At 32.4% G+C, this 20733-nt stretch carries 19 protein-coding genes; 10 read left to right on the top strand and 9 right to left on the bottom strand.

What is annotated here, in order from left to right; translation table 11 throughout:
• Window positions 1-166: 166 nt before the first annotated feature.
• Window positions 167-1474 (bottom strand): ribosome biogenesis GTPase Der, encoded by a 1308-nt coding sequence (gene der / locus Q0876_RS10480; RefSeq protein ID WP_299227394.1) that lies wholly within the window; start codon window positions 1472-1474, stop codon window positions 167-169.
• A 133-nt stretch (window positions 1475-1607) separates the two neighbouring features.
• Between der and Q0876_RS10475 the strand changes: the two genes are divergently transcribed.
• On the top strand, window positions 1608-2120 hold the full coding sequence (locus tag Q0876_RS10475) for a GTP-binding protein (protein WP_299227391.1): 513 nt from the start codon (window positions 1608-1610) through the stop codon (window positions 2118-2120).
• A 103-nt stretch (window positions 2121-2223) separates the two neighbouring features.
• On the opposite strand, the gene era is transcribed toward Q0876_RS10475, so the two are convergent.
• Genes era through Q0876_RS10460 form a run of 3 tightly spaced genes read right to left on the bottom strand, consistent with a single transcriptional unit; the run spans window position 2224 to window position 5501 of the window.
• On the bottom strand, window positions 2224-3108 hold the full coding sequence (gene era / locus Q0876_RS10470; RefSeq protein WP_299227389.1) for a GTPase Era: 885 nt from the start codon (window positions 3106-3108) through the stop codon (window positions 2224-2226).
• Window positions 3109-3135: 27 nt separating this feature from the next.
• On the bottom strand, window positions 3136-3594 hold the full coding sequence (locus Q0876_RS10465; RefSeq protein WP_299227387.1) for an RNA methyltransferase: 459 nt from the start codon (window positions 3592-3594) through the stop codon (window positions 3136-3138).
• A 50-nt stretch (window positions 3595-3644) separates the two neighbouring features.
• Window positions 3645-5501: an alpha/beta fold hydrolase gene (locus Q0876_RS10460; protein WP_299227384.1), complete on the bottom strand. Its 1857-nt coding sequence runs from the start codon at window positions 5499-5501 to the stop codon at window positions 3645-3647.
• 82 nt (window positions 5502-5583) lie between these two features.
• Between Q0876_RS10460 and Q0876_RS10455 the strand changes: the two genes are divergently transcribed.
• From Q0876_RS10455 to Q0876_RS10435, 5 genes are all read left to right on the top strand, one after another.
• Window positions 5584-6015, top strand: coding sequence for a YciI family protein (locus Q0876_RS10455; RefSeq protein ID WP_299227381.1), 432 nt, complete (start codon window positions 5584-5586; stop codon window positions 6013-6015).
• A 108-nt stretch (window positions 6016-6123) separates the two neighbouring features.
• The gene (locus Q0876_RS10450) at window positions 6124-7314 is read left to right on the top strand and encodes a hypothetical protein (RefSeq protein WP_299227378.1); all 1191 of its coding nucleotides are present in this window, start codon (window positions 6124-6126) and stop codon (window positions 7312-7314) included.
• A 30-nt stretch (window positions 7315-7344) separates the two neighbouring features.
• The gene (locus Q0876_RS10445; protein ID WP_299227375.1) at window positions 7345-7689 is read left to right on the top strand and encodes a nuclear transport factor 2 family protein; all 345 of its coding nucleotides are present in this window, start codon (window positions 7345-7347) and stop codon (window positions 7687-7689) included.
• A 4-nt stretch (window positions 7690-7693) separates the two neighbouring features.
• Window positions 7694-8284: a DinB family protein gene (locus tag Q0876_RS10440; RefSeq protein WP_299227372.1), complete on the top strand. Its 591-nt coding sequence runs from the start codon at window positions 7694-7696 to the stop codon at window positions 8282-8284.
• A gap of 86 nt (window positions 8285-8370) precedes the next feature.
• A complete protein-coding gene (locus Q0876_RS10435) occupies window positions 8371-9255 on the top strand; it encodes a hypothetical protein (RefSeq protein ID WP_299227369.1) in 885 nt (294 codons plus the stop codon).
• Window positions 9256-9341: 86 nt separating this feature from the next.
• On the opposite strand, the gene Q0876_RS10430 is transcribed toward Q0876_RS10435, so the two are convergent.
• From Q0876_RS10430 to Q0876_RS10420, 3 genes are read right to left on the bottom strand one after another with little or no spacing between them, the layout of a single operon-like run.
• Window positions 9342-10220: a hypothetical protein gene (locus Q0876_RS10430; protein WP_299227366.1), complete on the bottom strand. Its 879-nt coding sequence runs from the start codon at window positions 10218-10220 to the stop codon at window positions 9342-9344.
• 11 nt (window positions 10221-10231) lie between these two features.
• Complete coding sequence (locus tag Q0876_RS10425) at window positions 10232-11848, bottom strand: SusD/RagB family nutrient-binding outer membrane lipoprotein (RefSeq protein WP_299227363.1); 1617 nt, start codon at window positions 11846-11848, stop codon at window positions 10232-10234.
• A gap of 11 nt (window positions 11849-11859) precedes the next feature.
• Window positions 11860-15087 carry a SusC/RagA family TonB-linked outer membrane protein gene (locus Q0876_RS10420; RefSeq protein WP_299227360.1) on the bottom strand — a complete coding sequence of 1076 codons (3228 nt, stop codon included), beginning with the start codon at window positions 15085-15087 and terminating at the stop codon, window positions 11860-11862.
• Between the two features lie 460 nt (window positions 15088-15547).
• Between Q0876_RS10420 and Q0876_RS10415 the strand changes: the two genes are divergently transcribed.
• The 4 genes from Q0876_RS10415 to Q0876_RS10400 all read left to right on the top strand — a co-directional run bounded on the left by Q0876_RS10415 (window position 15548) and on the right by Q0876_RS10400 (window position 19276).
• Window positions 15548-16324, top strand: coding sequence for a LytTR family DNA-binding domain-containing protein (locus tag Q0876_RS10415; RefSeq protein ID WP_299227357.1), 777 nt, complete (start codon window positions 15548-15550; stop codon window positions 16322-16324).
• 1 nt (window position 16325) lies between these two features.
• Window positions 16326-17468 carry a sensor histidine kinase gene (locus tag Q0876_RS10410; protein WP_299227354.1) on the top strand — a complete coding sequence of 381 codons (1143 nt, stop codon included), beginning with the start codon at window positions 16326-16328 and terminating at the stop codon, window positions 17466-17468.
• Between the two features lie 285 nt (window positions 17469-17753).
• Window positions 17754-18239, top strand: coding sequence for a carboxypeptidase-like regulatory domain-containing protein (locus Q0876_RS10405; protein ID WP_299227352.1), 486 nt, complete (start codon window positions 17754-17756; stop codon window positions 18237-18239).
• Between the two features lie 17 nt (window positions 18240-18256).
• Window positions 18257-19276, top strand: coding sequence for a transglutaminase domain-containing protein (locus tag Q0876_RS10400; RefSeq protein WP_299227349.1), 1020 nt, complete (start codon window positions 18257-18259; stop codon window positions 19274-19276).
• Between the two features lie 163 nt (window positions 19277-19439).
• Here the strand turns inward: Q0876_RS10400 and Q0876_RS10395 are convergent, their stop codons facing one another.
• Together Q0876_RS10395 and Q0876_RS10390 are read right to left on the bottom strand one after the other, a co-directional pair.
• A complete protein-coding gene (locus Q0876_RS10395) occupies window positions 19440-19928 on the bottom strand; it encodes a hypothetical protein (protein ID WP_299227346.1) in 489 nt (162 codons plus the stop codon).
• A 19-nt stretch (window positions 19929-19947) separates the two neighbouring features.
• Window positions 19948-20493: a hypothetical protein gene (locus Q0876_RS10390; protein ID WP_299227344.1), complete on the bottom strand. Its 546-nt coding sequence runs from the start codon at window positions 20491-20493 to the stop codon at window positions 19948-19950.
• Window positions 20494-20733 lie beyond the last annotated feature (240 nt).

Here is a 20733-nt window from a genome sequence, read left to right as displayed (position 1 = left end):
TTTACTTTACTTTTTGTAAAAAACAATTTACTAATTACTTGTTATTCTACTATTTTAAATAAAGTAAATAAGTAATTATATTGAAGAAAGACAATCAGCTTTTACTAAGCAGAATTAACACAAATTTTTCTTAAGTGTCGTTTGTTTTCAGAATCTGAAATAGGACTTATTTTTTACGCATGTATACACTTATTGGTACACCGTTAAAATTGAAGTGGTCTCTCAATTGATTTTCTAAATAACGCTTATATGGTTCTCTAACATATTGCGGTAAATTACAGAAGAATGCAAACTGTGGTTGTGGCGTTGGTAGTTGCATAATATACTTGATCTTTACGAACTTGCCCTTATAAGCTGGAGGTGGATAATTTTCAATAATAGGGAGTAAGACTTCGTTGAGTTTGCTCGTTTTAATTTTTTTAGTTCTATTCTCGTAAACTTCAACTGCAGTCTCAATAGCTTTGAAGATACGTTGCTTATTCAGTACAGAAATAAAAATAATTGGAACATCTGTAAAAGGTTCTATTTCTTTTCTGATTTTTTTCTCGAAATCTCGAGTGGTCATAGTATCTTTTTCAACCAAATCCCATTTATTAACTAGAATCACAATACCTTTACGATTACGTTCTGCTAACCAGAAGATGTTTTGGACTTGTCCGTCGAACCCTCTTGTAGCATCCAAAACTAAAAGACAGACGTCACAATGTTCTATGGCTCTTACACTACGCATCACAGAATAGAATTCAAGATCTTCTTTAACTTTAGATTTACGTCGTATTCCTGCTGTATCGACTAAGTTAAATTCAAAACCAAAGCGATTGTATTTAGTATCGATAGAATCTCTAGTTGTACCTGCAATATCTGTAACGATATAACGATCTTCACCAATAAGTGCATTAATGAATGATGATTTTCCTGCATTAGGACGACCAACTACAGCAAAACGCGGCAATTCTTCTTTTTCTTCTACCTCCTCTTTTTCAGGTAGTGCAGCAACTAAAGCGTCTAAAAGATCTCCTGTTCCACTTCCATTTATACTGGCTATGGTATAATACTCACCTAAACCTAATGAATAGAATTCTACTGCATCTTCAGCACGTTTACTATTGTCAACTTTATTGACCGCTAGAAAAACAGGTTTATCAACTTTACGCAAAAGTCGTGCAACATCTTCATCCATTCCTGTTACGCCCGTTTCGACATCAACCATAAAGATGATTGCATCGGCTTCTTCTATGGCTAATTCTACTTGTTTATCAATTTCAGCTTCAAAAATATCGTCGCTTCCTTTGACGTAACCTCCAGTATCAATTAATGAAAACTCTTTACCATTCCAATCACTTTTTCCGTAGTGCCTGTCTCTTGTGACACCACTTACCGCATCAACAATAGCTTCTCTACGTTGAATCAAGCGATTAAAAAAAGTAGATTTACCTACATTTGGGCGACCTACTATGGCGACGATATTGCTCATAATTATTTAATTTCCTTTGGAATAGTCTGCAAAAATAAGAAATATGTCTGATGCAAGATCAATTTTACGGCAAAGATTAAATGTATTCGCTATATGAATAAAATTTAGTACTTTCAATTACAATCAAATTATCATGTCTACAACAAACGATATTGTTTTACGCCCGCGATTTCAAATGGAGTTTAATACCTCTAGCCAAATGCTATTAACCGCTTTTGAAATAGCTAAAGATGAACAAAAAGACTACGTAATTACAAGAATTGATGATCATGTTTTTATAAAACTTCCTAAGCACAAACAACATTTTTGGTCTCCTCAGTTGCATTTAGAAATTAATACAACCGAAAAAAATACGTCAAAATTATACGGTTTGTTTGGACCAAATCCTACCATTTGGACTCTATTTATGTTCTTACACTTTGTTGTTGCAGGATTTTTTATTGCTAGTGTAGTTTGGGCCTATTCAAATTGGTCTTTAAAATCATCCTATGCGTTACAGATTGGATTAATGCTTTTAATGATCGTAATATGGTTTGCTTTGTATTTTGCAGGTCGTTTAGGTCGTGTCTCAAGTAAAGATGAAATGCATCATCTTTATAACTTTATGAATTCTGTATTAAAAAAAGCCTCTGAAAAAATAAAATAATGTTTTTTTTAAATGACCTACTTGTTCGGTTTAATTGGTTAAACCGTATCATTGAAATACAAATTCAATTTAAGGTTAATTAGAAAAAATTATACATTACTAATTACTTCTGATTGTAACCAAAGCGTTTCAGCTGTCTTTGATTATTTCTCCAATTCTTATTGACTTTTACATACAACTCCAGGTGTACTTGCTTGCCAAAGAATTTTTCTAAATCTTTTCTCGCTTCAACACCAACACGCTTTAATGCAGAACCTTTATGGCCTATTATTATTCCTTTTTGCGTATCACGTTCTACCATTATAACTGATCGCATTCTAATAATATTTTCTTCTTCAAAAAACTCTTCGGTGTTTACCTCAACAGCATAAGGGATTTCTTTTTTATAATGCAACAATATTTTTTCTCTAATAGCTTCATTTACAAAGAACCGTTCAGGTTTGTCTGTTAACTGATCTTTTGGATAAAATGGTGGCGACTCTGGTAGTAATTCTATAATTCTATTAAAGACATTCTGAATATTAAATCCTTTTAGAGCAGAAATTGGAAAAAACTCGGCATTGGGCACTTTGCTTTGCCATAATTGCGCTTGCTCTTCAAGTTGTTCTTGATTTGAATTATCAATTTTATTCAGTAATAAAAGCACAGGAATCTTTGAATTTTTAATTTTATTAAAAAAAGCTTCGTCTTTTAGTTCTTTTTCGCCAATCTCTACCATATAGATAAGCACATCTGCATCTTCAAAAGCAGATTTAACAAAATCCATCATTGACTCTTGCAACTCATAAGCAGGCTTTATAATTCCAGGTGTATCACTTAAAATCACTTGAAAATCATCACCATTTACGATACCTAAGATACGATGTCTGGTGGTTTGAGCTTTAGATGTTATTATTGATAATTTTTCACCTATAAATGCATTCATAAGTGTTGATTTACCAACATTTGGATTGCCTATAATATTTACAAAACCTGCTTTATGACTCATAATATACTTTTAAAGTAGATGGCAAAGTTACGACCTTGATTTGTTTATTCCTCTATCATACATCACAATACTTCCAGCAACAGAAACATTCAAGCTTAATTGAGATTTGAATTTTATTAAAAAGTGACTCTTTTCAATCGCTTGTTTTGATAAGCCATGATCTTCAGCTCCTAATAGATATACGCATCGTCTGGGATGGTGAAATGTTTCTAAATCTTCAGCCGTATTTGTTAATTCTACACCTACTAGTCGAGCGCCTTTGGGCAAATTCTCAAAAAATGCATCAAAGTTTTCATAATGAAAATAAGGCATGGATTTCACTGCATTATGTGTATCACATGCTTGCTTTGCATAACGGTTTCCTATTGTGAAAATGAAACTTGCGCCCATATTCTGCGCAGAACGCCAGAGGACACCCAAATTTTCAGGTGTTTTTCCATTTTGAATACCTATTCCAAAGAATTCGTTCTTGAAATTATCTGTCATAACTTCAAAAATAAGTATTCTATAGTTTTTGCTTAAATATTAGTATTCTTTTAATGGTCTTTTAAAACCTTTATTATGGTATTATTGTTATTATGAATAGCAATATCTATTGGTTTCTTTCCTCTCTTATTTTCTTTATTAATTTCTGCACCTAAACTTAAAAGTAACTGCACCATTTCTAACTTATTATTTTCAACAGCATGATGCAGTGCTGTGAAACCTGTTAAATTTTGTCCATTGACATCTGCTTTATTGGCAATTAATAACTCTACAATAGCTGCATGGCCATAATAAGCTGCCCAATTGAGTGGATTTCTACCAGACCTGCTAGCTCTCGTATCTAAAGCATTTACATTGGCGCCTTCAGATATTGCTAACTTCACTTTTTCAACATCACCAGATTTACAGGCATCCCAAAGACTTTCTTGGGCTTGAGATACCACCTGAGGAAATTGGATTTTTGGTAATTTGATAGTCTTAGGAAAATTTACCTGATTACCAGTTATGTAATTAGCAATCATTTTAGAAAAATCGGGCACTAACCTATAGCATTCATAAAGTACGTTATGTGTTCCTGTTTCAACTTCAATTAAACGTCCATTGGTTAAAGTAGGCATAATATCATAAGCGTTTTCAATTGGTGTTGAAGTATCCCAATTACCATGAATAATCAAAATTGGTATATCTGTTTTTATATTTGTTCTAAATGATTTACCTAGATCGCTTACTTTCCAAGTTTCTTCTTGCATGGTATAATCAGAATTGATATTTCCTAAAACTTTGGTAGCATTGTCATTTTTTATTTTGAGTTTTCTTTTATCACTAATTCCCGATGAAAAATCCATTGCAAACTTCATAGCGTTAAGTCCTGATATTCTATGCATACCTACGGCTGCCTTCGCTGGAAATGTAAAATCTCCATTGTACATATCTAAAATTAAATCTGGCCATAGCAAGGGATCACCTCGCCTACCTGCTTTGTATGTAGCTACTCTTTTAACAATCATTTCATTAACGATAACATCTAGTGTTTGATCTCCTTTACTTAGTGTCACCAATTGTGGGTTTTCTTCTACTTTTTTAATAACTGATTGTAATGCATTAATGAGTCCACCTTCAGGTATTTTACCTTCATAGTAAGATGAAGCTTCAATAGTTTCAGCAATACGTTTTAATGTATTTAATGTTTGCGATGGGATATCCCAAGTGTGATCTGGCCCTTCAATACCATGAAACATAGCTTTTTCAATAGTTTTTGGAAATTTTCTAATGGTATGTAGCCCTAAATGAGACCCATAACTCCCACCAACAAGCATGATCTTTTCATAGCCCAAGGCTTTTCTCAAGTCGTTAATATCTGAAGCACTTTCATCGGTATTATAAGCCGACAGGTTTACGCCTTGGTTAACCCAGTAATCTTGACATTCAGCAGCAAATTTACTTAGTACTTCTTTTAAGTTATTAATTGTTAACTCATCTTGTAATGGAATCCTTTTTTTTTCATCACACATTAAATTAGGTACAGAATTACCTACTCCTCTTTGATCAAATAAGATCACATCAGTAAAATTACTATAGAATGTTACTTCATTGAAAAAATTTTCCTTGTGTATAGAGTTTAGATACGAACTTCCAGGCCCTCCCGCTAAAATAAAAATAGGCGCTCTTTTTGTTTTTGATTGTGATGTTAACCTATAATAGGCTATAGAAATAGTTCTATTTTCATCACTGTTTCTAGCTTCAGGTACGCTGAGCATCCCAGATTCTAGCGTAATAGCTTCTCCTTTTTCAGAAGTGATTGTTTTAAATTCTGACGTTAATTCGTATGTTTTATTAGTTTCTTGTGCTGTAATATTTGCAACTATTAAAACACATAATATGATCATGCAAGTTTTGATTAATTTCATTTCTAACCGTTTTTTAATTGATTTCCTTTTTTGACGACATAGCTCAAAAAAAGGTTACAAAGCACCTGCCGATTAGTTGAAAATGAAAGTGTACTCCTTTACTCTTAAAGACTTGTTAAAAGCATATATAATGTGGGTTTCAATGGCTATTTTTGAGTATCAACCTATACACTATAAAATGCAAGAATTTTTATTATTAATTCACGGAAAAGGCTATAAAGATGAGTCTCCATCAGCTTTAAAAGAACATCTAAAAAAATATGAAAACTGGGTAGATACGCTATTAAAATCTAATCAATACATAAAAGGTCAGCGATTAGCTAATTCAGGCAATGTTTTATTGAATAGAGAGACCGTATTAACCGATGGTCCCTATTTAGAATCTAAAGAAATTGTTGGTGGCTACATCCTTATTCGGGCCAAAGATATTGAAGAAGCAACATTTTTAGCGAAGCAATGCCCATTGAGCGAAGAATTACCAATATCAATTCGACCAATGTATACAAACGAATAGGAACGACACTATTATATAAAAATATCACAACTGTAAAAAATTATATAAAAAATTGTCCCCAGAGAGAACTACTGATTGTTTTTAAAATACAACCAAACTATTTTAAAAATGAAAAAAATTATTCTCCCATTACTATTAATTACAATTACTCTCCAATCTTGTGAAAAAAATCAAATAGAAGATAGTAATACAGAAAATAATAGCTACAACATTTCTGTATACGAAAACCGAATAGAAATTAACACGCTTGATGACAAGAAAGGAAATTTTCATTTTACTGAAAATGACATAAAAAAAAGTAGCAAAACTACTATAAACACAAATGCTAACCGTTTTAGAGTACCTGGTTTTTTAAGCTGTTTTTATGGGTTTCCTACAAACGTTATCAATTGCTTACAAGACTATGTAGGCACACCAGAAATATTATACAATTTTAATCCGCAAACTCCTGATAACCCTGAAAGTGTAGCTATTGATAGTCAAGGTAATTTCATAATTAGTATGGCCCTTTCTGGCGAGCTTATAAAAATTGATCCAGCTGGAAACCGAACGTTAATAACATTACTACCTATTGGAGATTTCATACCTGGTGCTTTTACAGGCTTACTAGGTGCTATTGCTGTTGACAATGATGATAATATTTATGTTAATGTGAATGCTTCAGAGCCATCAAATAGAGGTGTATGGAAAGTAAGCCCAACAGGAGTTGCTACACTAATTGGTTTACTTCCGCTTAATGCTGTTCCAAATGGCATTTCATTAAAAGACAACATGCTTTACATAGCAGATTCTGGCTTTGACGGGAAAATATGGCGTGTTTCAAAAGATGGCGGCACTCCAGAGATATGGGCCGATGATCCATTGTTGAAATTAATAAACCCTGGCGTTATGGCTCCTGGACCTAATGGTATACAATATTATAATGGTGAGTTTTATGTTTCAAACCCAAATCAGGGCTTATTGCTTGCAATAACACTCGATAATAATAGCAACTCTGGAGCTTTAAGAATTGTTTCAGACAATACTTTTTTTGATGATTTTGCAATTGATGCTCTGGGTAATATTATTGGTACTACAGACCCTTTCAATACTGTTGAAAAAATCTATCCTGATGGTACTAAAACCATATTATTATCTGAAGAAGATGGTCTTGACGGTCCTACAGCAGCAATATTTGGTACAAGAGGATTAGACAGATACAATCTATACATTACTAATGCTGCTTTTCCATTTTTTACTGAAAATTTTCAACCAAGCCTCATGAAACTAGAGCTTGGAATACCTGGTGCAGTTAGATAGTAAAAAACAATAGTATTTATAAAAAACGACATGACTGAAACCAAAAAAGATATTGCTAAAAAATATTTCGACGCCTTTCATAAAGGAGAACTAGATGTAGTTTTTTCTTGTTTATCAGCAAACTGTACAGTTCAATATGGAACAAATGAACCTGCTGAAGCAAAACCATTCTTTCTTCAATCGCTTGAAATGATCAAGTCACTTGAATTCACAACAAATGGCATTTATACTTCTCCTAAAAGCAATAAGGTATTGATAGATTTTACTTACGCTAATTCAAAGGACAAAAATAATACTGCAGTGCAAGCTATAGATATTATTGAATTTGACCTCTATAACCAAATATCAAAAATAACAGTAATACCAAACGAATAAAAACATGAAAGCAATTATTTTATTATTTATGACATTAAGTTCTTCCATAGGTTTTTCACAAATCGATAATGAAAGAAAATTAGCTTTAGACCTATTGAATAGATCTTTAGAAGAGATCGAACTAACCGTTAATTCTTTAACTGAAGTAGAATTGAACTACAAACCTAAAGATGGAGGATGGACCGTGTTAAACTGTTTAGAGCATTTATCATCGGTAGAACCTGCATTATTAATGAAAATTCAAAAAACAATTGATGGTAATGAACTTGATCTAAAAAAAGATTTGAGTTCTGAAGATGCCATTATCATTGCAAAAGTAACCGATAGAACCAATGCTGTAAACACACCTAAACCCTTTCATCCTAAAGAAGAAAATGCAAAAAAGACAAAAGAGGATTTCTTATCTGAAATCAAAGCAACTAGAGCAAAGATGGTAAAGATCTTAACGGAGTCTGAATCTAACCTTAGACATTTATTTGCACCTTATTTATATGGAGAAGCAGATGTAACACAGCATTTTTTAGTTGTAGGTGCACATTCATATAGACACTTAATGCAAATCAAAGAACTCATCAGTGAGATAAAAGAGTTGTAGTTTTTTTCATTAAAAGATGTAGTTTCTGTAAACCATTTGGCTCTCCTTGTTGAGAGTCAAATGGTTTTAAATTAGCCTATTAAATTATGCGCAATAAAAAGCTTTTTATTTTCTCAACCATAGCTGTTATTTTACTTACAATCATTATTGTATTATACAATCGTTTATCACTTCCAAAAGTAATTACCGTAGGACCATCATGGGATGCAAAACATGAAAATATGGTATTTGTATCTCAAGTAAATAATTGGTCTCAACTATTTATATATAACGAAACGTATTCGAATCCTAAGCAATTAACAAAGTCAAATTCTGCAAAACATTTTCCTAATTGGTCTCCTGATGGTTCCAAAATTATATTCTGTGAGTTATTGGATTTCAATTGGACAATCACCATTTATGATTTAAAGAATAACACATCAAAACCTATTATAAAAACACATACACCAGTACCTGTAGCTGCTGAATGGCTATCTAACAATGATATTATGTATTCGACTCTAAAAAATGGAGATCGAGAAATTGTCAAACTGGATCTTACAACCAATATTGAAAAGAACATCACTAACACTAAGGGAGACGATATCTCTCCAACATATTTAAAGCAATCAAATCGAGTAATATTCTCATCTAACAGAAATGGATTTCATGAGATTTTTATTATGGATATTGATGGTAGAAATCAAAAACAATTAACAAAAAATAAAAGCTATAGCTCACATCCAATTACAAATAAAAATGAGTCTAGAATATATTTTTTATCAAAAGAAGACACGCATTCACTTATATGTTCGATACAATTAGATGGATTAGACTATAAAATTCACAAAAAATTTGAAGAAAGGGTCTTCAGTATCGAAAATTATGAAAAGGGTAATAAAAGAGAGTTATTCTTAGTTACAAACAAGAGTAATCAACTTAATATTTATAAACTTGATTTAAAAAGCAACACAAGCCATCTATTTTTTTAAATTAAATTGATAACATTCCTTATAAAAAAAGACGTCTTCTTTTAGAAGACGTCTCACTCAAAGTAAAAAATTAATCAATCAATTAACTATATACCTATTTCTGGACACATGCCAGGTTCTGGGCCAAAAGGTCCAAATACTACACCATCTGGATTTATAATGGAATAAATATGTTCTTCTTCCCAACTTCCGCTAGTGTAGGATATTCTTAACACACTTGTACCACTCGGCACGTTGAATACATGAATTGCAGAATCTCCATCAACAATTTCATAATCAGTTTCTGTACCATCAATACTAACTGTAACAAAAGCACCATCCCAACCATCTCCGTAAAGATCTGTCATATCTATAGTCCAATCTCCAACTGTTGGGTTATCAAGTGGCGGACAAGGTATAGCAAAACCAAATTCAAAGGCATCTCTATAACCAATCTCATCAATTAGATCATCTGTATTGTTTCCACCGCTACGCGTTCCCGTTTCATCATCAAAATCTAAATCTTCAGAGGTATACACTATGCCTCTATCGTTAACAGCAGTTCCAGTAAAACTGAAGGTATCTCCAAACCCAATAGTATTTACGTCAAACCCGAAAAAGTCAGCTAAATCTACTATTGTGATAGTAATAGGAGTTGGAAATGACGTAATTTCTTCTCCATATGGTAATGGTCCATATGTAGTTCCTGCAACCATAGCCGAAGCTTCCATTCTGTAGCTAACAACATTACCATCTGGAGCTTCCAACACATTATTTATAACAACTCCTGGAACTTCAGATAAATCACTTACATTTACTACAGTTGGAAATGGTGTAGCAAACCTAACAAAACCACCTGAGTCGGCTAATATATCGTTAAGTGGATTTTTATCTTCATCCTCACATGAAATTGAAGCTACGGAAACTAAGATTAACATTAAGAATGCTAGTCGTTTTATCTTAAAAATTTGTTTTACAGTTTTCATAATTACTTTTTTTATTCAAGTACATCAGGATTTGCATCCCAAAACACTCTTTCTGTTACTTGTTTTTGACTTATGCTAGAATTTGTATTCACAACAATTGCAGGATACATAAATGTTCTCGGAAAATTACCAGCTACCACTACAGACGGTTCAATATCACTTGGATAACTTGTACGTCTGTAGTTGTTCCAAGCTTCAATTCCATTACCCCAAAGCGCTATGTAATATTCTTTCATTATTACATCCAGTTTTGCTTCGTTACCAGCAGCTGCATCATATTGTGCTAAAACAAAATCAACATAATTATCAACATCAGCTTGAGTTGCTGCAAAAGCTGGATCTACTTGTCCTGGATAGAAGTTCAATACTTTAGACATTGAGGCTCTTACACCTTCTTCGAACAAAGTACGCGGATTACCTGTTGTACCAGCCATTAATGCTGATTCGGCCTGTAAGAATTTAACATAAGAAGATAACATGAAAGGGAATATACCAGCACCACCAGCGCCCGAAGATGGTGTTACAGAAGTAAAATTATCTGCATCAAAAGCACCTCCAACTGGATAAAGGCCATATGCTGTACGTTTCAACATATCTGCAGGAACACCATCGTCATCGCCATGATCTCGTCCCCAATAAAAGTCACCAATATAACAGAAATTAAATCCTGGATCACCTTCACACATTAGCTCATCACCAACTGGTGGTGCTTCTACTTGTCTATAAAAGTAGTAACGCAATCTTGGATCATTAAACCCTTTATCATCCTTTAAAAGGAACATGTAATAATTGTTCATATAATCATCTACGCCATCTGCGTCGTAACATAGCGCAAAATTTGGATGTCTACTTTCTCCTGTTGAACTTGCTGTAGTAGAATATTGAAATTGAAAATCTTCACTAGAACTATCAATCAATCCTTGAGAAATTAACGTATTAATTTCGGTATTAAAGTTTCCAATTAAACGCATTTGCGCATACATTTTAAATTTTAACGTTCTTGCTGCTTTGATCCATTTTTCTGCATCACCATTATAAAACAAATCGTTAGGCATTAGAATATCTGGAGCACTTAGCGCCTCGATGGCTTCGTCTAAGGTTTCAAACATAGCATCGTAAACGAATTGTCCATCATCAACCGAAGGATTAGGATTATTATTACCTTGTAAAGCATCTGTAAATGGAATATCGCCAAACGTATCAACCATCGTTACTAAAGCATAAGCTTGAATGATTTTTGCTACTCCAATATGACCTTGTAGACCTCGATCTTGGGCTATGGGAATTAATACATTAATATCTTGCAATGCTTCTCGATACATCCTAGTCCACAATCGATCAATGGATGTTGAGCTTAGTGTATTCGGACTTGTATAAGCTCCAAACAAATGTTGCATACGTGCCAACTCAGAAGCTCTTCTATTGATACCATCTTCATTGGCTTCATTGTAAGCTATAGCATCAACAAATTGTAGTTGAGCATTGTTCAGTAACAAATCAGGGTCGGCACTGTCTACTGTTAAACTACTTGGATCGTTTAATTGTTCAAGATTTGTTGTTTCACAACTCAATGCCATAAATACTAGTAATATGGCTGCTATTTTAAATTTATCTTCAAATGTTTTCATACTATTCTATATTAAAATGTAGCTTTTATATTAAATCCATACTTCCTAGATGATGGTGCTGTTAAAAAATCTAAGCCAGCGCCATTACCCACTCCAGTACTTACTGTTTCTGGATCAAAATTGGTTCCTTCAGGAACATTAGGCGCCCAATAGAACATGTTTTGTCCTAACAGTGTAAATGATAGTGATCCAAAAGGCGTTTTTTCTAGAAACTTAGCTGGTAAAGCATAGGTCAAAGAAATCTCTCTTAGTCGAAATACTGAAGCATCATAAATTCCTTGACCTGTTGGATCAACAAAATTTAAGAAATAGGCTTCATTAGCACCTTGTTGGATATTATTAGGTATTTTATTTCCGTTAGCATCTAATAAAGGTTCTCCTGTGTTTGGATTTGCCAGAACTCCAGGGATGATAAATGTTCCTTCTCTATCATCAGTATCTGTTGTCACTCCTCGACGAAGTAATGACGTAATGGTACTTGACGATATATCGCCTCCGTGCGTATATTCAATTTGAGCAGATAAGGTCCAACCTTTATAAGAGAACGTATTGATATTTGTTAACTTCCAATCTGGATTTGGATCACCGACAACTCCATTTTCTATACCTAATACATCACTATCGATTATATTTCCAGTAGTTGGATCAATTAGATAATTACCTTCATCATCTCTAACTGCAAAATTTCCTTTTATAACACCCAAAGGCTGACCCTCGATAGCATAGTTACCGTTATTAGAAAATCCAGAAATAAAAACATCATCACCTCCTGGTAGGTCCTTAACAACATTCTCTGTAGCAGTAAAAATGAAATTAGAATCCCATTGAAAACCATCATTTCCTTTAAATGGAGAGATTCCTAAAGCTATTTCAATACCTTCAGTTTCAATTTCACCGGCATTGATAAATGTCGCATCAAATCCTGTAGATGGGTCTAACGCTTTTTGCAGAATTTGATCTTCAGAATTTCTTCTGAATACACTGGTTTCTAAGCTTATTCTATTTTTCCATAACCTTGCTTCAATACCTAACTCAAACTCCTTATGTAACTCGGCTTTTAAGTCTGCATTTGGAAACACATCTGTTCCAGTTGCTAAACCTCCACTAGAGTTTACATTTACCGAACCGTTAGTTCCTGTGTATGCTGCTGTACCTAACGCCAATGTTGGTCGAGTATTGTATGGGCTAGGAAAACCCGCTGAAGTACCATAACCAAATCTTACTTTTAAGAAATTTATGGCATCTGAAGATAAACCTTCAAAAGCCGACGTTGGAATAAACGATAAAGAGGCACTTGGATAAAAAAGTGATCTGTTATCTTGCTCTATAGTAGATGACCAATCGTTTCTAGCCGCTAAACTTAGATATAAAAAATTTGAATAATCAAATTCGAATTGGCCATACAAACCAATGGTATTTTCAACTTGTTTAAAATCTAACTCTCCTCCTAAAGGGTCTTGGTTACTTTGTGTAGCAAAATTATTGTGATCGATAAAATCAAACACAACCTGCCCAGTACTAGCAACACCAAACTTATCATATGATTCTGAATTTGTATTAACACCTACAGTAGAATTCAAATTGATCTTTTCAGTTAGCTTGATATTATTAATCCCTAAAATCACACTATGATCCCAAATGGTATTGGTACCAGAAGTCGTTTTTAAAAATCCTACTTGAGATATAAAACTATTAGTTCCTCCTTTATTTACATAGAATTGTTGTCGTTCTGTGTAGGTATCAAACCCAACTCTATAGGTCAAAGAAACATGATCGCTAAAATCATAGATGGTACTTAATGAATTGTAAAAACGATTTACGTTAATTGACTCTTGAGAATTTGCAACTAACCATCTAGGGTTTTCAGAGTCTGTTCTATAATGTACACTAGCTCCAGTTATTGGATCTTGAAATGGTAAGCCTTGCAAATCAAAATTTCTTGGAAGAAATAATGTTCTTTGAAAAACTGAAAAATTACCTGTACCTAAGTCGGCAGCAATTGGTGGCGTAGTAAAATCACTAGTAGAGAAATTGAATGATGCATTAACTCTAAACTTATTACTTAATTTTACAGAACCTCCAATACCAAAATTTGTTCTTTTTATATTGTTTCCAGGCACAAAACCGTCTTCATCAGTATGTCCAAAGTTAGCATTGAAAGACACATTTTCGCTTGACTTTGCTACGTTTATTGAAGTCGTAGTACCTATCCCTTTTCTAAAAAAGTCTTTTACATTATTCTCATAAGGCTGATAAAGTACATTGACACCTTGAAACTCAGGAAATGAAGCTGCTAATCTTGGTAAGTTATAATGGTGAGGTACTATAATGTTAGAATCGAACCTACTTCCCCAATTTCCAACAAATGTCACATTTGCATTGTTATTACTTCCTTGACCATATGTATTTTGATAATCTGGTAATCCAGCTATTTCATTTGTGAATAAAGCTTGACTGAATGTTATCTCAAAACCTTTGCTCACTTCACTACTAGAACCTGTTTTTGTTGTAATTAAAATCACACCATTTCTACCAGCATCACCATATAATACAGTTGCACTAAGTCCTTTAAGAACACTCATGCTTTCAATATTATTTGGATCGAGATCTAAAAATCTACTTGATGCAGAAACAGAACCATTACCAGTAGACACATTACTCTCAGCATTTGTACTTGTATTAAATGGTACACCATTAACTACAAATAAAGGTTGGTTGTTACCTGTAATAGAAACGTTACCCCTAATAGTAATGTTGGTACCACTACCAGCTATACCACCTGTTCCTACTACATTTACACCAGCAACTTTACCGCTTAAAACTCTGGCAATATCTGCTTCAGGTCTACTCTCTACAGCGTCAGATTCAAGAGTGGTTACAGCATAACCTAATGCTTTTTTCTCTCTTTTGATTCCTTGCGCTGTTACAATGACCTCATCTAGTGATTCAGCATCTTCTAGCATAGATACATTTACAGTATTGGAAGCTCCAACGGTAATCTCTTGAGTTTTTAAACCTACAAAAGAAAATACCAAAACTTCACCCACATTTGTTTTGATAGAATAGTTTCCGTCAAAATCTGATTGGGTTCCGTTTGAAGTTCCTTTAACAATAATGTTAACACCAGGAAGCGGTAGACCTGCCTCATCAGTCACATTACCAGAAATAGTCTTCTCTTGTGCTTGTAATAAACTTGCGTTTAATAATAAGGCACAAAGAAAAATGCAAAATTTTCTCATACATTGAATATTTTAGTTAGTTGTTAGCATCATATAAAAGGGTTCAAGAGTTATTTAATTGATGTGAAGGCTAATTCAGAATGTTAAATATGAAATCAAAGCTTAAAATTTATGAAGACTTGTAATTTCTTTCAATGAACCCTTTATATGTTTATTAAAAGCTAATGTATATGAATATAGGTCTAGTAAAATTGCATATGTACTAGAGTGTATGAATATTGTTTTTAACAGCACAATAATGTTTTGAAAAAATGTTAAAACACTGAAATCTTAAACTTTTCTTAATTTATTGCTAGTGATGTTAAAATAAAAAGATTTTGAATCGTATTAAAAATGTTTTTAACGACATTAATTATATTTTAAAAGGCATTATTTTGTTTTAAATACTATAAAATTATAAAAGAAAACTAATAGTTATTCTATATTTTTAACACAACAAACCTAGATTTAAACTATGAAAATGACTGTTTTAGTGATTGATGATGAATTATTGGCGAGAAAACGAATCATAAGTTTGCTTAGTAGAGTTGAAGACGTAGAAATCATTGGTGAATGTCAAAATGGGCAAGATGCAATTACATCTATAAACAATCTTAATCCTGATTTGGTTTTTTTGGATATTGAAATGAAAGACATGAATGGTTTTGATGTAATGAAAAATATTGATTCAGAACAAAGTCCTTTAGTAATTTTTGTTACAGCCTATGATGAATTTGCAATTAAAGCATTTGATATTTTTGCAATAGATTATTTACTGAAACCCTTTGAAAATTCTAGGTTCTATAACTCGGTTAATAAAGCCATCTCATTTTATAAAAGCCAAGAGCATTCTAATATAGGTTATAAGATTAATGAAATGATAGACTATGTCTCAAAGGTTTCACATGATCATGGGAATGATCTATTTTCGAAGAAGTTTCCTGTTAGAACTGGCAATAAAGTTAACTTCATTGATCAATCTTCTATAAAATATGTGTTAGCCTCTGGAAGTTATCCTGAAATTATTACTGAAGACAAGAAGATTGTCGTTAGAGACTCTTTGAACAATTTGCTTACATCTTTAAATAAAGACTTATTTATGAGAATTCATAGGTCTGTAATTATCAACATCGAATTCATCTTGGAAATTATTCACTCAAATCACACCGATTTTGATATAAAAATGAAAGATGGAAAATTATTTAGAGTAGGAAGATCCTATCGAAAAACTGTGAAAACCAGATTAAGACTTAAATAAGGTGAACGCTATTTTCAAAAACATCAATAATCCAAATTTTGTCAAGGTAGAAATTGATAAAACACTGGCAATCATCATAATAGTATATTACACACTTTTTGAAATATTTTCTGTTTTTAATGCGCTTTTTATTAATAAAGTGCGCCATTACAAAAACCCAGAATTACAATTACCTACATTCTTGATAGAAGTCTACATTATTGATTGGCTCGTCGTTTTAACCTTCATGTATCTAGTTGTCAAACTCATTAAATTATTTCGATTTTACAAAATACATGTCATCATACAGCTCTTGTTTCACGTTGTCCTTTCGATTTTAATAGGTGTTTTTATTAGTTATATTTCTTATTTGTTCCTACTAGCAACTAATAATTTACCTATAATTGAGAACGTTTCTCATTATATCATTTACAGGATTATATTAGTATCTCCAGATAACTTTTTAGTGTATTTCTCTTTACTAAGTATCATCTATTTATATAACTACTTTAAAAATCTGAGCACTTATAAATCACAGCAATCTGAGTTAAAATCGCAATTAACTCAAGTAAAAATGTCTTTATTGAAATCGCAATTAGACCCTCATTTTATTTTTAATACATTGAATAACATTTCTGCTTTAATAGATATTGATGCTGGCCAAGCCCAACAAAAAATTGCTAACCTTAGTAGCTTATTACGTGATATTATTAAAATAAAGACTGAAAATTTAATTCCGCTCAAGCTAGAATTGTCAATATTAGAGAGATACATAGATTTGATTTTAACTCGGTTTTCTGAAGATTTAATAATCAAAAAGCAAATAGATGAAGCCCTCAATGAGGTATTGATCCCAAATTTGATGATTCAATCAATTATTGAAAATTCAATAAAGCATGGATACTCTTATGAGATCAAAAATTTAACAATCTCAATTCATCTTTTCGAAACAAAAGAGCGATTGAATTTAATAATAAGAAATAATGGAAAATATCTAGAACAAACATTTGATAGCCTTTTAAAATATAGCGATGGTATTGGTATAAAAAATATTTTCAGCAGATTAGAGACCATTTACGGCTCTGGAAATTTTTCGATGTCAATGAACAACATCAATGATGCTCAAGGTGTAGAAACCAAAATATCAATTCCAATGCGTTATTGACAAAGTAAAGATATTTACATTAAACGTATTAAGAAAAGATAGATGTTATTAATGTTAATTAGCATCTAACTTTCAATTGGTTTCATAACAATTTGCTATCTTTAATTTGTAAAAAATAGCTTTAGATAAATTAATAATGTATTAGATATAAAATTTGCTATTTTAATTCTTTATGTTGTTTTAACTAAACAAAATATGCTTTTTACTCATTAGATCGTTGTCATAACTCAACACGAGTTGTAACTTTTAGATACAAACACTAGATTTAATAAAATTATTAAAATTATGAAAACACAGTTAACAATTACAAAGAGAGAATTTGGCTTTAACAGAGCTAAAAAAAATGACCTAACCACCAATAGTTTACCTAAAAAACTAATGATAACAGGGCTTAAAAGAACGCTTATCTTAATTAGCATCTTTTTTATGGGTGCTTTAGTTTCTAATAACTTATATGCGCAAGCTGGCGCATCTGCTTCTAAAGAAACCACAGTTAAAGGCATGGTGAGCGATGATTCTGGACCAATTTTAGGCGCTAATATTACACTCAAAGGCACTAAAGTAGGTACTTCAACAGATAAGGATGGTGCATTCATCTTCCCTAAAGCATTAACACCTGGAGACATTCTTGTTTTTAGTTACTTAGGGTATGAAACACAAGAAGTTAAAATTGAAGAAAACACAACATTTATCAACTTAGTTTTAACTACAGATCTTATAGAAATCATGGGAGCTGTTAACGCTGATACACCTTACAAATCAAAGCGTTAAGTTTCTAAACTCAGGTCTTGCCGAAAATAATTACATATCTGATAGTAGTCATCTTTGCATGCCAATCTAATGCTCAAATCTCTGATTTTGGAGCTATCAATTTCAAAAAAGCAGATAGCATTGCGTTGGCTTGCAAAACTGATGACGCAAGTAATTTACCTTATTTATCACATAAATTGACTTCAAATCTAACAACAGATGTGGAGCAATTTAGAGCCATATATATGTGGGTTTGTGGAAATATCGAAAATGATTATAGCTTATATTTAAAAAATAGTAGAAAACGACAAAAATTTCAAAACGACAGCGCAAAACTTAATGACTGGAACACTCGCTTTAACAAAGTTTTGTTTCGTAAACTTTTAAAGCACGAAAAAACCATTTGCACTGGCTATGCCTATCTGGTAAAAGAACTTTCGCGGTTAGCAAATATTAATTGCGAAATTGTTCACGGGTTTGGTAGAACAAGTACAATAAACATTGATAGACTTAATAATCCAAACCATTCTTGGAATGCTGTACAGCTAAACGACAAATGGTATCTCTGCGATCCTACTTGGGCTAGTGGTATTCCAAATCCTAAAACCTTCCAATTTAAGTTTCAATATAATGATGGCTTTTTTCTGGCAGACCCTCAACTATTTGCCGTAAACCACCATCCAATTGATGAAAAATGGTTTCTTTTAGAAGAGCATCAGAGACCTACATTTAATGAATTCATTGAAGCGCCTGTTATTTATGGAAAAGCCTACAAGAACTTAAGTACACATAGTGCTCCAAAAAAGATGCATAACATTATTACGAGAAATGAAAAAGTCATTTTTAAATATCAACTCTTAAAACCCATCTCAACAGACCAGGTTAGCTTGAAAATTGACAACGGTTTTAGAGATCGAAAAACCAAACCTACCTCTACGGTAATTAAAGGCAAATCTCTAACACTGGAATATCGATTTGAAGAAACTGGCTTTTATGATGTACATCTGTTAATAGGTGACGACCTGATTTCTACTTACACTTTTAAAGTGAAAGGTTGACTATTTTTATCAATTCATATTTAAAACTAAATAAATAGACATTGTAATTTTTCGTGGTTAGCCTTATTATTGAGTACTTCTTTTTGTACAAAAAATAATAAAGCCTATTTTGAACGATCTAAATAGGCTTTAATTGAATAATTAACTATTCCCCAACATGTTATTATTCAAAATTCAATTGTCCATAGTGCTCAACGATTTCAAAGGTTTGTTCAAAAATTGAGAATAATTGAGTTTCTATACTAAAGCGACCTTCTTCAACTTGAATATTTTGCCATATTTGTGGTGTGTTTGAATCGATATCAAAAATGATATCCTCCTCAAAAAGAGTCCATGTTCTTGTAATCTCACCAGAAATTGGATGATTGAGTATTACCACGCCATCTTCGGTGAACTCCATAATAAATCCAGCTAGCAATTCTGAAGTATAATTATTTATATCATCAGCTGTGATATTTTCATTTGTGGTTGATACAATTTCTAGCACCTCATAATTTGTAAATGACCAAGGACTAAATTCCACTAATAATTCTTCAAAAGTCGGTTCGGCTACAAGCTGCTCTTCAACAATATCATCATCATTTTTACTACAAGAACATATAGAAATGCTTATAATTGAAATACAGAATATAATACATAATGAATATCTCATGATTTTTATATTTTAACGGTTAATAGGTTAATTCTAGTTTGAATTCACAATTGAAAATGATGATATTGTCATCAAATTGGTTTAAATCGATTTCTCCGTTTAGAGTTGATTTACCTCGCACACCTTCAAATTCAAAGGTGCCATCAATGATATTGTTTTCTGTAGGTATAAAACTCGTAGTAAAGAATCCGTTCCCGGTAGGCTCTTGTAATACTATACTTTCTGAAGTGATTGTGCCTCTACCTGTAAAATTGAATACCGTTGTTATTTGAGAAATCAATGATCCGTCTTCAAGTTCAGTCGTGCCAGTATCACAATCTTCCAATGTGCCAATCACTTCACCTGTTTCAGAATCTATGAGGTTCATAAGAAAGCAAAATGCTGCACGCTCTTCTCCAGTTTGTGGATGAATGATGTTCTTTTCTTGGGCAACTGAAATTCCTCTTCCGATGATATTCAACTGAACAGTCTGTAGACTTGGTTCTGTAAAGTCATCATCGTCACTACTACAAGAACACGATAATAGGACTATACTTGTTAAAATGATAAATTTGATTGTTTTCATGATTAAAGATTTAATTTTTGATTAATGATATTGTTTTAGATTATATGATTATTAAAATTTTAGATATTCAATTTTTAATTTAGCTCTCGTGCAATTCCATCCCATTTTATTGTGCTTTAAGCCTCTAACTAAACATAAAAATCCAGTAGTTAATAAGATACGCACAGATATATCAAGTCATTTTTTTTGTTTTCACTGCGAGTTATAGCGTTACATATTGAAGTTCTAATAAGCTTATGG

This window comes from uncultured Psychroserpens sp., assembly GCF_947503375.1.
Taxonomy (GTDB): Bacteria; Bacteroidota; Bacteroidia; order Flavobacteriales; family Flavobacteriaceae; genus Psychroserpens.
This window is presented reverse-complemented; position numbering and strand designations above follow the sequence as displayed.